Raw genomic sequence first — 16243 nt, forward strand, 5'->3', positions numbered from 1 at the left:
TCAGTTGAAGGGCTGTTTTTCTTATTTTTTATTGTTTCGTACAATTTTTTTATACATAGTTACAATAAAGGTCATCAGAGGTTGGGAAACCCAAAGGGTTTCCCAACACTCTGAGCAAAAAACACTCATGAGAGTGTTTTTTGCTAAAATCTTATTTTTACACAGTTGTTTTTCACTTTCTCAGTAATGCTTTTCTGTTTAGAATATCTTGTTTAAAGAATAATCGATCGCGTACCGTTTCTTTAATCGGTATCAGTTTTTCTTCCTTTACAAGTTTGTTGAGATACTGCCTTGAACACTCAAGAATGTCCAAAGCTTCAGATGTATTCACAATCTCGTCGTTAATAAAGCCTATTAACTCTTCTTTTGTTTCAAATTTATACATTACTTATGCTTCTCCTTTATAAAGGCTGTAGTTACATTGAAAGCAAATGCTATAAAAGCTAATGCACATACGATAAAATACGCGTAATCTAAAGTACTCAGGTTGTTATAATCGATTATTGTAAGAAAGAGCACCAATACTAGTACAACAGGAATGTTTTGTAACATGGTCTTCTTCATAATAATTTATGAATGTGTTATAATCTTAGGTACAATGGAGGTTTCCCTCCCTTGCCTTTGTTTTGGATTCGGATCGGTTACTACCACCAAACCATTATAGAGGATTTTTTTATGGATAATTATAATAAAAGAAAATTCAGATTAATGTTTTGAGTTGAAGTATTTTAATGCGACACTAGTGACTATTTATGTTTTAATATTTCTATGTACATAAACAGGGGAAATTGGAAAATTATATTCAATATGTTGTAAGAAAGGGGAATATTTTTTATATGGAAACTCCAGAAAATCAATTTAAACGTGCACTTAATCCTTGGTTCTCCATTTGGATAAAACCACGTGATACAATGAAAGAAATTTTTATATCCAAACCTAAGAATGTGTTTTTACTCATTTTATTAGGCACATTCGTACAGGCTTTAGATCGAGCAGCTTCTAAAAGTATAGCGGATTCAATAAGTAGTCCACTTCTACTAATCTCAGGAATTATATTAAGTGCCTTCGTTGGTGCCTTAATTTATTATTTTTTGCTACCCGCGTTATTAAATTGGGTAGCAAAAAAACTTGGTGGACAAGGTACATTTGAAAAAACACGTTACGCTACTGCCTATTCTTTTATCCCTTTTGTTTATTCTCTTATATTAGTTTGGGTGCCTTCATTTTTCTTGTTTGGGATAGAAAACTTTACGAGTGAGACACCGCAAATGGATAGTAGCATAACTTTAACGATTTTGTTCCTTATTTTTGCCGTAATTGATTTCGTTATTGGAATTTGGACAATCATTATTTCCTTAAAATGTTTAGGAGAAGCACACCAATTTTCAGCATGGAAAGCATTATTAACAACAATAGTATCCTTTGTGATTATCATTCTTCCATTGGTAATAATAGTAATACTTATAGCAGGAGCTATAACCCTTTAATAATTTACTTGCTGCTGTGTGCTAGTGGTTAACATTTAAAAATAGAGATATAAAAGAATCATTGAGGCCACTGAAAAACTTCCATTTCCCATCTCATAAAACACATGTAAAACAAGAAAGGCGACTTTTCCTTCAAAATTGAACGGAAAGTCGCCTTTCTATCTATATTTTTGCTACTTTTTTCTTTTAATAGGGTCATGATTCGTTTTAAGTTAACAGCATCTGTTTTAGTTGCTTGATAGAATAATATCGATAACCATTTTCATGATTAATCTCATCGGGATGAATTAATCCAATTTCATCATAATATCGAAGCGTTTTTGTCGATACCCCGCATATCTTTGAGAATTCTCCAATTGATAGCAAGCGATTACCTCCATTTTCCTTATTTTTTCAGATGAAATACCTTGTTCCATTCTTTTATACACCTTATCGTAAGGGGAAAGTCAATCGCAATCATGCTTCTATATAAATACAAGTTGACTTTTTAACATCTAAGTCGCTGCTATGCCGAACAAAACATGGCCGCTACTTGCTGTCTATCTTTGTTTTAAACTTTGCACGTGGAAGAAAAAGGAACTGACCGCCTCTATGCATGGCCAGTTGCTCTGGCCCACCGAAAAAGAAAAGGGTTTTTATGTTAGTTTTGCAATTCGCATCTATATAATATTTCATGCCAAAGCAAAAAAAACACTCATGAGAGTGCTTTTTACTATAATCTTATATTTACACAGTTACTTTAACTTTTCTTCTATTGACCTTTACGCTTAATTGAATTAATCTCTCGCGCTCTATTAATACCACGCGATTTGCGCTAGCAAGTTTGCGTGCTGCTGGTGTGAAATGACTATTCGTAACAACCCACGTTTCGTCTGCTTTATACAAAGCTTTTGCGCCAACAATTTCTTGAACAGAACTAATTCCTACCTTATTCTTATAGCGTTTTGCTTGGACAATGATTTTTTTGTTATTTTTTCGTAAAATTAAATCTGCTCCAAAATCACCAGATGCCTTCGTAACTTGTGTTTGATAGCCGAGTTTTTGAAACAAAACACCTAAGTATTCTTCAAATTGATAACCGTTCATTTTATCAATATCATGGATTTTTGATTGCCTTAGTTCTCTTAGTTTCTTAACGTGCACATAAATATATAACAATATAATAGCTGCTGATACCATTACGATCGGTATCAAAAACTCACGTTTCCACAGTATTGCAACAACTGTCATAACTAGTAGAGAACCTAATATAGAATCATCTTGCTTTCGTTTTGCCATTTTTTCACCTCCGTTCTTTTGCCAAAATAACTAAGTTTAATAGGCTATATAAAATATGATTCCTAAAATAACTAGGGCAATACCCCCTTTAATTATAGGTATGATGCTATCTGGTATATACGATCTAATGATTGCAAGTATAATACTTGCAACAAATACAACACCCAAAGTTCCCCATAGATACCAAAGCATGTCTTTTAGTGATTGTGGTAATTCTACATTGAAATTCATTGCTTTTTCCTCTCTACATAAAATTCGTTTATTTATATAATACATTATTTTGTGTTTAAGATGAAAAAGCACTCAAATATATCGGCGATCGGATACAGAATAAAGACCCTTCGACAAGTTTAGTCACACAAGAAAGGCTGCCAAAAAGTTTCACTTTTTGGCAGCCTCCTCCACTTATCCGAAAACCCTCATCTCATCTAAAAACGCTCGCTTATTTCTATTCTGTATTTCCAGTGCTTCTAAGCGACTTTCCCACATATCGTATTCGTTTATCTTTTCGTAAATGTTTCTTACCTTCTTAAAGTATGTGATAGATTCTCGGTAACTCTTACGATTCCCATTCGGTATAAATGAACAGCCTTTATTCCAATAATACTCAATAATTTCTCTTGGATATTGATCTACAAGCTTGTCCGCCAAGCTGTCCCAGTCTGTATATGTATATGTATATCGACTCGGTTCAAGGATGGTTTTTAATATTTCATCATACCTTTCCATGTCATAGCAAATTTCCAAGTAACCCCTCATATTTTCTTTTTGAACAATTCCTAGCATCTCTTCTTGCACTTCTGCCCAATCTTTAGCTGAGAGTTGCTCTTTCATGGAATTGAAGTCATCATAATGGTTTTTATTGCAATAATCCGTTCGAAATGCCCTTACTAAAATATTCTTTAACTCTTCATACTTATTCTTCCGTTTAAAGTATCTAAAAGCACGATCACATATTAAACCAATGTCTGATTGCTTTTGGAAAGCCATATCTACTACAGCTTGTATTTGAGTCATTTCATCTTGTTCTGCATAATGATCGAATACAAATAGAAATAGTTCCGTCAGTTTACCTTTTCCGTTTCGCAAACCAACTTCAGCCGTTTCGACTGCTTTAAATATATTATGTTGCGTTATATAATATTGCACCAGATCCCAATAGTCCATCCCATATTCCAACGTTTGTAACCGTATCTTCAAATATTCCTCATCATCTTTTAACTCGTCTTGATAAATCCTCATGATGAGTTTCTGATGCCAAGAACCCGGATTCTTCTGAAGCAGTTTAATAACATGCTTCCAATCAAATTCCGAATCACATATCCCACAGATTGCGTCCATCAGCATATCTTCCAACCCAGAATTATTAATATCATATTGTTTAAACATACTATTAATAAGGAACCTTTTCTCTTCAGAAGGCATGGAATGTTGAGAACATAGTTCAGTTACCTTATCCAAATACTCACAAGCTTCATACTCGAGATGCTCAGGTCCACCGCCATATTTATTGAAATCGCTAATAATCTCCTCTGCTCTCTCCCAGTACTCCCATAACAATGTCTTTGGTAAAGAAGATTTATTATTTGTCCCTTTCTGTAATGCATACCATTCCATTACAGCCATATCTATATTATATTGATCTGACAAATACTTGACTAATTCAATTAATTCTTCTTTCTCTAATTCTTCACATAAATCTTGTAATGACAAATGTTGTGCCATATACTCACTACTTTCTAACATATTCTTCTTATATCGCTATACCTCCGCTACTCCTATCTCTTTACAGCAAAATTCTCCAAAATACCATTAATAAACTCCAGGTCAAATTCCTCTGAATCAAATTCTCCAAGCCATTCTCTTGTCTCTTCATCCAGCTCTCCTTCACCTTTTAGAGCTGCTTGAATTTCATTATACATGTAAACACCACCGCAATCTTCAGGCGGACATGCTCGTTTTCCTTTTAGGCATGTCGGAACAACCATTTCCTCATCAATTGGCAGTATTTTTTCTAGTACTAGCTCATGTTCCCAGTCATCACCAAAGTCATATGTATACAGACATTTTTGCTTTTCTTCTGTTATTAGTTCTCCTATTTGTGTCTCTTCAACATCATATATTTCCTTTGAAGATGGGAAGAACTCAAATGAATCATCTGATATTTCAACACGTGCGTCTTTCGTATCAAAATTGTATAAATGATAGTTTTCCCATCCCATTACAACCTGAATAATAATATGCAAGTCTTCAAAGGTTACTTGATTATCAATAAGAAATCTTCTCCAAATTGGTGGGCGAACTCCCTTTAATGTAACTTTAAATTGATAAATGGCAGGTTGCACAGGTTTTTGCTCTCTTGTTTTCGCTTTCTCTTGTCCACCAACAAATTTTATAATCTCCGCCAAACGTTCTTTTTCTGCAGGTGGCATGACTTTCCAAACTTTGGCTTTTTTTATCTCCTCAATGAGGTCTAATACTATTTTGTTTATTAGCATTTTGAAGCACCTTCTTTCTTTTTTCATAGCTTATATGAATCATTATAAACACTTTTCCACCATAAATAATCACGAATTGATAGATTTTCGAATCTGCACAATCCTACTAACCGGCACACTCGCCTCATGCATAACTGTCAATGATTGAGAAAAATGCTGTAAGTACTTTGGATCATGACTTTTCGGCGATACGATAATCATTTTACGATCCAATTCTTCTTCAAATAGGGTGAATACTTTTTCCTTACGGTTATCATCTAACGCACTATCGTATTCGTCGAGAATGATATAACCAGGCGATGCTTCAATTGTTTGGAGTAAAGCAAGCGCAAATAATAAAGAAGATAACGATTCTTCTCCTCCAGATACACCGCTGCCCACTTTGCCGCCTCGGCCTTTGGCGCTAATATCCTCCATTTTGCCGCGATGTCCTTTTTTACGTGCTTTTATATATAAATAGTAGCGCATTTCACCGTGTTTATTTGTATCCATATCCCATTCTACTTTGCCTTCGAAGTGGAATTGTTCCATATATTGTTCAAACTTTTTATGAATTTTATGGACATTCATCTGAATGGTTGTTTCAAGACGTTCCTTCATGGTTTTCATATTTTCGCGAATGTCTGCGAGAATTTGTCCGCTGTTATGCACTTCTTCGTTACTTTTTTCGTATTCTTCTTTCATTTTGGCATAGTTTTCAGGAGCGAGTGGATTTACCTTTTCTTTTAAAGCTTGTTCGAGCAAATCCTTTGCTATACCACATTTAGAAACAGCCATTACCTCGGTCCAGTTTTCTGTTTTCTTTTGCCATCCTATTTGTTCTAATAGTTTTCGATACATGTCATCAGCATCTTTACTTTGTCTTTGAGCTGTAATCAAATTTGTTTCATGCATCATAAACGAATCATACGTACGCTGTTTTTTCTTTTCTAACTGCTGAACGTATGAGTGTAATGTTTCTAAATCTTGCTTTTTATTTTTTATATCTCGGTTTAATTTACTGCATTGGTCTTCCAACTGGTTGCACGTATCTTCTACCTCATCCTTTTGATTTTCTAATTCTTTCATTTGACGAGATAACGTAATATACAGTTGTTCCAGTTCTTGCATACGCACAATTTTTTCTTGTTCTTTATGCAGTTCTTCGTAAATTGCTACATATCCCTTTAATACTTCAATACGCTCTTTCAGCCTTTCAATACGTGTATGCAGCGCTTGGTCTATGCGGCGCAGTTCTTGTATTTGCTCCTCGAACTTTTGCTTTTCTTCACGTTTACGCTCTAATGATTCAATCCGAAAGGCACGGTCACCTGTTTGCTGCAAAACTGCTTCTGCGTCTCTTACTTTATAGACGATATCGCGCAGCCCGTTTTCCTTGTCCGTTAGTTTTTCAATGCCGAGATTATATTGTGAAAGCTTATTCTCAGTAATTTTAATCCAGTTTTCCGTTTCCTTCAGGCGCTGGAGCATTGCTTTCTCGCTTAAAATATACTCTGCCTTCTCCTGAGCGCCGCGCAATCCTCTTACATCACGCAAAACATTTTGCCAAATAGATGGCTGCTCACCTGTAAAAAATTGTTTTACCCACCATAAAGCCTTCATCGCAACAGAAACGAACTGGTCATTCTCCTTTATTTTCAGCTGATATTGCGGTAATGAGATTACACTCTCTGTCGGAATAATGAGCGGAAGAGGAACGTAATACAAATCATTTGGCGGCGTAAATTCTTTCGCTTCTACGAAAATGGCATATTTAATCGTATTTAAAAGATCTTCACTTCGAAGGGCAGCATTTTCCTCTAATTCAATCAAATCACGTAATGGATAAGCTTGTATGCCTAATCTCTTAAAATATCGCAGTCCTTCTTCTTGCCTTGGGCTTACATAACGGTTCAACTCGATTTGCTTTTTCTCTTCTCTTTTTTTCTGAAGTTCCTGTGTTAATAATGCAGCATCATCCTTTGTTTGCCGAAGAAGCATTTCTGTTTCTTGTTGTTGCTTTTCGACAGCAAAGCTTGATGTATATTGTTCGATGTAACTTTTCGCATCCGTTACTGCTTTTTCATCTGCTTTCACTTGAATTTTTAATTCCGCAATTTGGTCTATTAGCTTATTACACTTGTCGCTCTCATTCTTAATCGCCTGTTCTGTCTGCGCTTTCTCTCGTTCTGCTTCTTGCAGCTTTTGCTCTTTCGTTGTTTTTTCTTCATACACTTGTTTTTCACTAATCGAAATACCGTTTACACGTTCTGTTACGTCTTTTATATCTTCCTTAATGGCCGTTAATTCTCTTTGCACATTTTTACTTTTTTCCTTATGCTGCGCTATGTTTTCCTCTAACAACCCAAGTTCTTTCTCTGCTCCTTGAAAATGGTTCTGTTGCTGTACGAAGTCTGCTGCTAATGCCGAAATACATTCTTCTGCCCACGCAGTCTCCTCATATTTTTCTTCAAGCGTCTCACTTACTTCTTCTAATTCGTTCTTATATTTCATACGCTCTGCTTCATAATATTCTTCTAGCGTACACAATGCAGTTTTATATTGAACAAGTCCTTCCTTTATGCGCACTTGCTGACTTTCGTAGCGATTCTTTTCCCTTTCCCATATCTCAAGGTCAAATTTATACTGTATTTGATTATTGCGAGCCGTTTGCATCGTTGCTTCAGCTTCACGCTCTTCGTCCTTAATCGCTTCCCACGACTTTTGAATGTTCTCAATCCCTGTCATCTCGCTAAAAATACGAAACCGTTCCTCCGGCTTCATCACCGCAAACTGATTCACATCCTGCTGGTACCAAATTAAATAAAATGCATCCGGATCAATTTTATACTTTTGAAGCAGCACCCTTTTATACTCTCTAAAGTTAAAATGCTTGTCCGCAGATGAGAAACGCGTTTCATGTTCCCACTCATCTACATGATCTCCTTCTGCAATGTAATACTCTTTCTTTAACGGATGACCTGGTGTCTGCTCTAATACAAGCATAAATCTAACAAACTGCGCGGCATCCACAAATCCATTATTTTCAAATATCAGTTCAATTTTCGCACGCCATACTTGATTATCTGGAAGGTTTTTCGAACGAAGACCTTCTATATTTACCTTACTAGAGGCCATCACTGCTCCCCAGCAAAATGTGAGCGTTGATTTTCCAGCACCGTTTGCACCACCTATTAAGATGTGATCCTGCTTACCAGATAAGTCAATATTTGTAGATTTATAATCTCGTATACCTGTAAAAGAAATGCGATATGGAATCATAGTGTTTCCTCTCCTCCCACGTTATAGCGCTTGAAAAATTTCAAAACATCGTCCATATGGAGCTGCTGCGACTGACTAAATTCTGCCGCCCGGTGTAAAAACGAATCAGAAAACATTCTACTCCCAATTGCCGTTAATGCATACGCTTCTTCTTGAGAAGGCGATTCATACTTTGTAATCGCTCCTATTTTCAAGAGTGGCTCTAAGTTCGTCAGCACTTTTCTACGCGCTTGTAGCGTCTCATGCCCAAGTGCACTGAGCAGCTGATGAAATAGCGTAAATTCATTTTGCAAAACTTCTTGATGGTAAAAAATAAACATGAGAAGGCCGAGGCTTTCTGAAGATAACACATCACGCGCCTGCCTCGCTGGTATACGCATCATCACAATCACTTGATCGCGCCGTTCATCATATATGCATTGAAAATAACCGCTTAACGCACCGTTTATACGTTTTAGAAATGATTGAAATCCCTCTACATCATCCTGATTCAGTCCAAGCATTCGCACTACTTCTTTACGTCGTAATCCAAAATTATCAGCCCGCATACGAGCCGAAGAGGAAAACAACAATTGCATAAACGTATATTCTTCATCGCGTGACAATACGTCGCGGAGCTCACTCAATTTTACCAGTGGATTGATTCCCGTTTCGGCTTCGAACTCGTTTTCGTTTATCATCCTCGCTCACCCACTCCCATTCTTTTTGTACATTTCGTTCTTTTACTTGTTGATTATCAAGAATCTCAGCTTTATGATTCGCTGTTAATGCTGACAGTGCAATTAACGCATTGACCGCATCTCCCCATGTATCAGATCCTGCTTCTAGTACAAGCTCTTCCATATCCGCTTCTTCCGTTTCAAATAAAAAAGCCTCCAGCCTTTCCGTATGAATCTGTTCCTTCGTCATGCTCCATTGCTGCTCTTCTAGAAGCTTACTCACTTCCTCTTCTGACAACTCTTCCACATCTTCATACGCCTCTTCCGGCACTTCCTCTATATCATCTGTGTATGGCTGATACTCCTCTAAATACTGGATAGCACCAGAAATCGCTGTTGGAGATACAGGCGCAGCAAACTTCACCGGCATCCACAAACCATCAAGGCGCTCACCCAGGCGCCGATCTTGTTCCATAAAACTCAATACTTCATGAGCATCCGGCTGCTCTATATCTTGCTTTGTAAAACAATTTTCGATAAAGCGGCGAAGCAAATCATGACGAATCTCCACCCCAATCGGTGATTCTTGAATATGTGTAAAATGCAAGATTTTCTTAATTGTTCTAAGGCTCACTTGTGAACCTTCAAAAATAACGCTTGTCCCTCTTTTAATAAGCGGCTCAATCACAAGGCTCTCTTCAAATGTTTTAAACTTTTGGAATCGTTCTTCAAAACGTGCATTCAGTTCATTTATTAAGCTATGAATAATTTGGACTTGCGGCAATGCATAACGATCTGCCAAATACTCAAGCTCTCGTTCCTTTAATTTATCCACAGCTTCCTCGACATTCTTAATCATACTCGCAAGCTTATTCCCGCCAGATACGCCCTTATCATCATACGCCTCGCTTAAATCTGCATCACGATTTGCTTGATACAATGAGCGCGTTACATCATCCTGCATATAATAGGCTAACGAATCATTCGCCAGTCGAATGAGCACATCGATCATCCGTTTCCCAACATCCATCATCGTAATCTTGTTTTTCCCTTTAGAAACCCAGCCATATTTATCTAACACATTCATAAAATGTTCTAAACCGATATCTGGATCGTGACCATACATATTACGATAGCGAAACTTTAACGTACGCACATCTTCAATAGATGAAGTGAGTCCTAGCGCCTCTTCATTTAAAATATTTAACAGCAGCAAAAACTGATGTGTTTTCACCGGGTCATTAAAATATTCTCCCTGCCCTAATTCTGAAATGACACCAGCCAGCTTATTCAAATCTTTCATCGCATTACGAAGAGAAATATGCGACGCATCCGCTTCTAAAATAGAAATTAATGATTGATCCATGCCTTCCAAACCGCTGCACCTCCTAGCTGCTCTTCTTGTTCGCTTTCTCGTAAGTGAACCGTTTCTTCGTACTCCTGTTTGCTTAATGCTGTACCTTCTGAAGAAATCCACTTGATGCAGCGGCCATACGGCTCTACTACTTCAAACAACATATCACGAATCACTTTCCCAGCACGGTCATAATCTGTCCAAATTATAATTTTCGTAATCGATTCTGAATGTGTCAGCACACTTTGAATCAATTTTTTATGCCCGCTGCGCAGTTGTCCATCCACACCGATTACAAGACTACCTGTCTCGTTCAAAAAATTCTCCTCCGCTGCCATTCTTGTAAGTACAGCCCGGTTCTCAACAAGCCACAGCACCTTCGCATTTGCCCTATACTCATAACGAAACACAGCCAAATCCGTTATCGCTCGCACCGTATCACATAAATAATGAGTATCTCCTTCCCGTAAATCTCCGCAAAAGAAAATCGGCGTAACCGTACCTAAGCTTACTAATCCAAAACAATGCGGCGGCGCATCTAATAATTGCTCCAGCAGATCGAGAAATTCTTTTTTATATGCATCAAACTTTTTCGAGCCACCAATATTTTGATAATACATTGCCCCGATTTCCTTCCAATCAAATGCCTGCTTCTCACAACTAATTTGATACAAGGCAAGCAGAAACTCTAAAAATAGTAATACCTTCGCATGTGACCACCGCTTTTCTTCTAACACCGGCAGATCTCGTTCTATTTTCCCTTCTATTTCATCTAATACATGCAATAATTTCTCTGTATATACATGCGTATAAGCCGGAAGTAAAGATTTTTTCTTAATCCATTCCTGCAGTTCCTCTTGCTCTTTCCTCTTCTCTATTTTGCGTTGCTCCTCCATGTATAGAAATAACCCGTATCCCATTCTATACACCGTATAATCAACGGTTTTTCCGTCTTTTTTAAACCGTACTTCTTTTATAAGAAGGCCACGCTCTATACAATCCACTAGATCACGCGGAGCCAACCATTTAGAGATCTCGCTCTCTTTTTTCTTTACGTTAGGAGTATAAAATACTTTAGCAACTTCTTTCGGAACGTCTAGCACTTCTGCTTCACTGATGAAAATTTCTGCTGTTTTTATAATTTTACGAGGGGTTTGTTTCATAATTGGGAGAATTGTTACGTTATTTTCTTGACGTATATATAAATTGTCAATTGTTTCTGCACTTTTAACGATATGTGTTTGAATAAATTGCAACATATTCATATTATCACTTCCCTAATTTATCGCTGCTTGTATTGTATCATAGATGCTTTATGGAATTTAAAAAAGAGAAGCTACCCCAAAAATCTCCGCCCTCATCAACTAATAAAAACAATATCAACAAATTTCACCATACAATGGAGACTATCTCTGAAGAATAGCCTCCATCTAACTATGCTTTCACACGAAACAATCCTACCGAACTCACTCCGTCCGGAACCTTCTCCGCAATCGCCTCCCCGATTTTCAAACTAGCCGTCGCAGCCGGAGACGGGGCATTACAAATATGCATGGAGTTAATGCCCGGAATGATGCAAAAGTCATCAACCATGTTTCCATTGGAGAGAATCGCTTGTGCTCTTACTCCCGCATGAGTTGGGACAATGTCTTTCTCTGTGAGCTCTGGTATTAAACGCTGCAAGCTTTTGAGAAATGATTGTTTACTGAATGAGCGGATCATTTCTTTCATGCCCTCTTTCATGTTTGGCATGGCCATTTTCCAAAAGCCGGTGTAGGTCATAGTTTCCATAAAGTCTTTTAGGTCAAAGTCTTTTTTGGTGTAGCCTTCTCGTTTGAAGCTGAGGACGGCGTTTGGCCCTGCGTGTACGTCTCCGTTTATCATTCTTGTAAAGTGCACACCTAAGAACGGAAAGTCCGGATTGGGTACTGGGTAGATTAAGTGTTTTACGAGATGGCGTCGTTCTGGGATGAGTTCGTAATATTCACCGCGGAACGGGACGATTTTCATATCTGTTAGTATGCCTGCTTTTTTGGCGATTCGGTCGCTGTGTAAGCCGGCGCAGTTAATGAGAAATTTCGTTACGAATACGCCTTGGTTTGTTTCGATTGTGACGACGTCCTTTTTTTCATGGATTTGTTCTGCTTTTGTTCCTAGGTGCACTTCTCCGCCATTTTTCTCAATGAAGCGGGCAAAGGCATGGCTGACTCCTTTGTAATCGGCGATGCCGCAAGACGGAACGCGAATTGCGCCTAGCCCTTTAACATGCGGCTCGATTTCGGCTAATTCTTCTGAGCTAATTTTTGCAATGTTTAAGCCGTTTTGCAGGCCTCTTTCATAAAGATTTTGCAAAAGCGGAATCTCTTCTTTTTCTGTTGCGACAATGACCTTTCCGCACATGTCATAGGCAATTCCATTTTCTTTGCAAAATTGGACCATTTCGGCGTTTCCTTCTTTTGCGAATTTTGCTTTGAAGCTGCCTGGTTTATAGTAAATGCCAGAATGGATGACTCCGCTATTATGTCCCGTTTGGTGGTGGGCCAGTTCTGTTTCTTTTTCGATGATTGCGATTTTGGCATGAGGGAATTTTTTCGTTAAGGCCATCCCTGTTGAAAGCCCGACAATTCCTCCGCCGATAATAATAAAATCGTACATGTTGCTCCCTCCTAAAAAAACATCTATGTATATTATGAAAGGCAGGTCTTGTTTCAAGACCCGCCGCACTGATTATTATTTGGAAAAGCAGCCACGTTGGCGCATGAGCTCTCTATATAAATCTTTATTTTTTTCGAAAGGAGCTCGCCCGTGCATCCAAAATAGGTTATTTAATAGAACTAAATCACCGACTGGTAGTTTTAATGCATGCGTTGCTGGAGAGTTTTCAACAGAGTGTGATAGTTCCTTCAAATAGTTTGCTTGTTCAATGTTATCAGGGTAAACAAATTGATCGATAAAGCAAATACACGGCGCATTATTTACGTCAAAAAATGTTTCACGGTGTACAATTTCTTGTGCATTTTTACTTGGCGGTGCTTTATACGTGATTTTGACAGATGCTAGTGAATGGTTTCGAAACTTATCAAGCTCTTCCCAGTCATCTAAATGAAGTAAACGTGATTCGCCGCCTATTGCATTCTTTTCTTCAATCTTCATCATAAGCAGCCAATCTGTCGGTTCGTCAACAAATGTTCCGTCTGTATGAAGAGTGAATAAGCGATACGCTTGGCGCAAATAAGAGTCACTGCTGTCTGTATCTTTCACGTTAAATCTAGCATAATATGTTCCTGTCATCGCATCAAAGTTAGGCGTCCCAATTAAATGCGTTATTGCCGTTGCAAATTTTACATAGTCTTCTGCCGCTGTCGTTTCACCTTGTACACCAATTGTAAATCCGCCCGTTTCGCGGTCATGAATAATCCCGCGAACATTTTCCATAAAAGATGCCCCGAAGATTTTTTTCATTTGATCAGCGAGGATAAAGCGAGAATAAGGAATATATTGCAATGATTGCTCAGAATGCTCTTTTACCTCTTCAAAAAATTGCCCAAGCAATTGCTGATTTAGCGCAATATGATACAAACGTTTATGATCTGGATGAGGCATAATTTCATACCCCTCATATTTCTTCGCAAATTTCATTTTCATTTCTTGTTCCGTAATCATCGATATCTTCCTCCTTAATCTTGAAAAACTAAAAAGCCAGTCATACGCATCTACAATATAAACATTGTAGAAACGTACAACTGGCTTCAAATTACGAATGTCTTTAATCTCTTAAAGTACAATAATATTAGACAGTTTTTTATTCAACTATGTGCTAATTAGAAAGTGAAGATCGGATGTAGAGAAGGATTATTTCTCGTATGGATCTTATCACTTTATGATTAAATATTAATTCAAAATTTTCTGAATGTCAATGTATTTTGTTTGTTTAAATGACAATAAAGTTTTAATAAAATTATCCCTCTATGCAAATTATCGTTAAAAAACTGCGTAAATTTGGGGAGAAATAAATTATTAAGACTATTTTGTAGGTTTAGCTTTAACATAATTTAATACGTTATAAAACATTCTTACAGTAAACATAATAAATATTATTGGATAAACCCACGAAGTAAAATAAATTGAGCTAGCAAATACAAGACCAATTGATATTATAAGACATATAAAATCTAAATAAAAAAATACTTTATCTGTTTTTTTCTTCATCAATAATTCTCCTATTTAATATTAAAGTAACATGAACAAACATTAAATTAAGGTAATTTTATAAATTATTTCAAACTAGAAAGTCATTTTAGGGTATTTCTATTTGTTAGCTTGATGTACATGTGGTGGTACACCTTATATGCCTTACATTAATCCACATTTCCATATAAGAAAGTTTAATAATTTTCGTGAATCTTACTCAATTAAAGCCTCGCATTATTTTTCTTTTAATATTGAATACTTTCGATAAACTTTATAGAAACTGATACCAAAGAAAACAATCATAAGGATAGGAAGCGATCTCAAAAGAACAAATGGAGTTTCAAATAAAAATGCTTTCCAAAACAATGCACCTTTCATACTCCAAAGACCTTCAGTTAAATATAAACCTGAATTCTTGTAAAACATATGAAAACAAGGCAATAACAGTATACCGAGACCAGCTGAACAACCCATCAATCTTTTATAATAATTACTCTTTGATTGGCGATCCGAGAAGATTTCATTTTGACCATCATCTTCTTTTTGCCAATATCGAGTTCCACCAAGCCAGGAGTCATTTATGTAACTCCAACCGAAGTCTTCATATATCCCTTTGTAATCTTTAAACTTTTTCTTTGATAAATAATCTTGATAATCCAGTCGCATTACATATCTCTTGTCGGTTTTTTCGAAAGTGTATATTCCTAATCCACTAATATTTGTACAACGATAACCTTTTTGTAATTGCTCGTTCAGCCATTGCTCCTCTTTTTCGATATCAAAAAACATCTTAAATTTCTTCATTCGATCCACTTCCTTCGTACAGGGATAAAATATGCAATAACCTGTTTTGTTCTATTTTCAAAATGGTGCTTCCTTCCGCAGTTATCATATAAACTTTTCTCCGCCCTGACTCTCCAACAGGTTCAATCCAACCATGATTATTCAAATTTTCAATCGCACCGTATAATGTACCAGCTGCTAAAATAACAGTACCATTACTTATCTTTTCTATCTTCTGCATTACGGCATAGCCATGGAGTGGCTCACGTAGAGCTAACAAAATATAATGCATGGTTTCAGACAATGGTAATAATTTATGTTTCATATACTCATCCTTTATTCAGTTTGACTAGTTAGTTCAACTTAATAATAACATAATACAGTTCAACTGAATAGTCAATAACATTTTCAAAATTGGTCAAAGGAACTTAAAGTAAATAGCTTGATAACAAGGAAAAAATCAATCTAAAAAGTCACTTTACAGACTTATTTCCCTTCGCTTCACTACACGCTTTTCTTCACTCGGTTTCGCCATTTTTATCCACCTCAAATAAAAGAGCCAGTTATATTCCGCATATCAAATAAACCGGAATACAACTGGCTCTCATTTACGAACGCTCTTCTAAAATCGAAGTGCAATAAACTCGACAGTTTCATAATTTACATATTCATTTTCATTTTTTAACATACTATTCGATGTCATGCAGATTACAACATGCCCGCTACTTGCTT

14 protein-coding genes and 1 pseudogene are annotated in these 16243 nt (G+C 36.8%); 1 reads left to right on the forward strand and 14 read right to left on the reverse strand.

Features of this window, described 5'->3' with window-relative positions:
• Positions 1-172: 172 nt before the first annotated feature.
• The gene (locus tag H280_RS0116135) at positions 173-385 is read right to left on the reverse strand and encodes a hypothetical protein (protein WP_020062172.1); all 213 of its coding nucleotides are present in this window, start codon (positions 383-385) and stop codon (positions 173-175) included.
• A 451-nt stretch (positions 386-836) separates the two neighbouring features.
• On the opposite strand from H280_RS0116135, the gene H280_RS0116140 reads away from it, so the two are divergent.
• The gene (locus H280_RS0116140) at positions 837-1487 is read left to right on the forward strand and encodes a Yip1 family protein (RefSeq protein ID WP_020062173.1); all 651 of its coding nucleotides are present in this window, start codon (positions 837-839) and stop codon (positions 1485-1487) included.
• 213 nt (positions 1488-1700) lie between these two features.
• Here H280_RS0116140 and H280_RS25230 read toward each other — a convergent pair.
• The 13 genes and pseudogenes from H280_RS25230 to H280_RS0116210 all read right to left on the reverse strand — a co-directional run.
• Positions 1701-1853, reverse strand: a pseudogene (locus tag H280_RS25230) (MerR family DNA-binding transcriptional regulator); the annotation flags it as partial.
• Positions 1854-2213: 360 nt separating this feature from the next.
• Positions 2214-2765 (reverse strand): restriction endonuclease, encoded by a 552-nt coding sequence (locus H280_RS0116150; RefSeq protein WP_020062175.1) that lies wholly within the window; start codon positions 2763-2765, stop codon positions 2214-2216.
• 36 nt (positions 2766-2801) lie between these two features.
• Complete coding sequence (locus tag H280_RS26545) at positions 2802-2996, reverse strand: hypothetical protein (RefSeq protein ID WP_020062176.1); 195 nt, start codon at positions 2994-2996, stop codon at positions 2802-2804.
• Positions 2997-3170: 174 nt separating this feature from the next.
• Positions 3171-4490: a hypothetical protein gene (locus H280_RS0116160; RefSeq protein ID WP_028411269.1), complete on the reverse strand. Its 1320-nt coding sequence runs from the start codon at positions 4488-4490 to the stop codon at positions 3171-3173.
• A 53-nt stretch (positions 4491-4543) separates the two neighbouring features.
• Positions 4544-5263, reverse strand: coding sequence for a plasmid pRiA4b ORF-3 family protein (locus H280_RS23740; RefSeq protein WP_020062178.1), 720 nt, complete (start codon positions 5261-5263; stop codon positions 4544-4546).
• Between the two features lie 69 nt (positions 5264-5332).
• The gene (locus tag H280_RS0116170; RefSeq protein ID WP_020062179.1) at positions 5333-8524 is read right to left on the reverse strand and encodes a hypothetical protein; all 3192 of its coding nucleotides are present in this window, start codon (positions 8522-8524) and stop codon (positions 5333-5335) included.
• Entirely contained in the window at positions 8521-9204 is a 684-nt protein-coding gene (locus H280_RS0116175) for a hypothetical protein (protein WP_020062180.1), read from the reverse strand. The genes H280_RS0116170 and H280_RS0116175 overlap by 4 nt, the downstream gene beginning before the upstream one ends.
• Positions 9143-10549, reverse strand: a complete 1407-nt coding sequence (locus tag H280_RS0116180; RefSeq protein WP_231401790.1) for a hypothetical protein — start codon at positions 10547-10549, stop codon at positions 9143-9145. Before H280_RS0116180 ends, H280_RS0116175 begins: the two co-directional genes overlap by 62 nt.
• Positions 10534-11802, reverse strand: a complete 1269-nt coding sequence (locus H280_RS0116185; protein ID WP_020062182.1) for a toprim domain-containing protein — start codon at positions 11800-11802, stop codon at positions 10534-10536. Before H280_RS0116185 ends, H280_RS0116180 begins: the two co-directional genes overlap by 16 nt.
• A 169-nt stretch (positions 11803-11971) precedes the next feature.
• Positions 11972-13192, reverse strand: a complete 1221-nt coding sequence (gene lhgO / locus H280_RS0116190) for an L-2-hydroxyglutarate oxidase (RefSeq protein WP_020062183.1) — start codon at positions 13190-13192, stop codon at positions 11972-11974.
• A 75-nt stretch (positions 13193-13267) separates the two neighbouring features.
• Positions 13268-14206 carry a glutarate dioxygenase GlaH gene (gene glaH / locus H280_RS0116195; RefSeq protein ID WP_028411270.1) on the reverse strand — a complete coding sequence of 313 codons (939 nt, stop codon included), beginning with the start codon at positions 14204-14206 and terminating at the stop codon, positions 13268-13270.
• A 756-nt stretch (positions 14207-14962) separates the two neighbouring features.
• Positions 14963-15532, reverse strand: coding sequence for a DUF2812 domain-containing protein (locus H280_RS0116205; RefSeq protein ID WP_020062186.1), 570 nt, complete (start codon positions 15530-15532; stop codon positions 14963-14965).
• Positions 15519-15836 (reverse strand): PadR family transcriptional regulator, encoded by a 318-nt coding sequence (locus tag H280_RS0116210; RefSeq protein ID WP_020062187.1) that lies wholly within the window; start codon positions 15834-15836, stop codon positions 15519-15521. The genes H280_RS0116205 and H280_RS0116210 overlap by 14 nt, the downstream gene beginning before the upstream one ends.
• Between the last annotated feature and the right edge of the window lie 407 nt (positions 15837-16243).

It is taken from the genome of Bacillus sp. 123MFChir2 (assembly GCF_000383235.1).
Lineage (GTDB): Bacteria > Bacillota > Bacilli > Bacillales > Bacillaceae_G > Bacillus_A.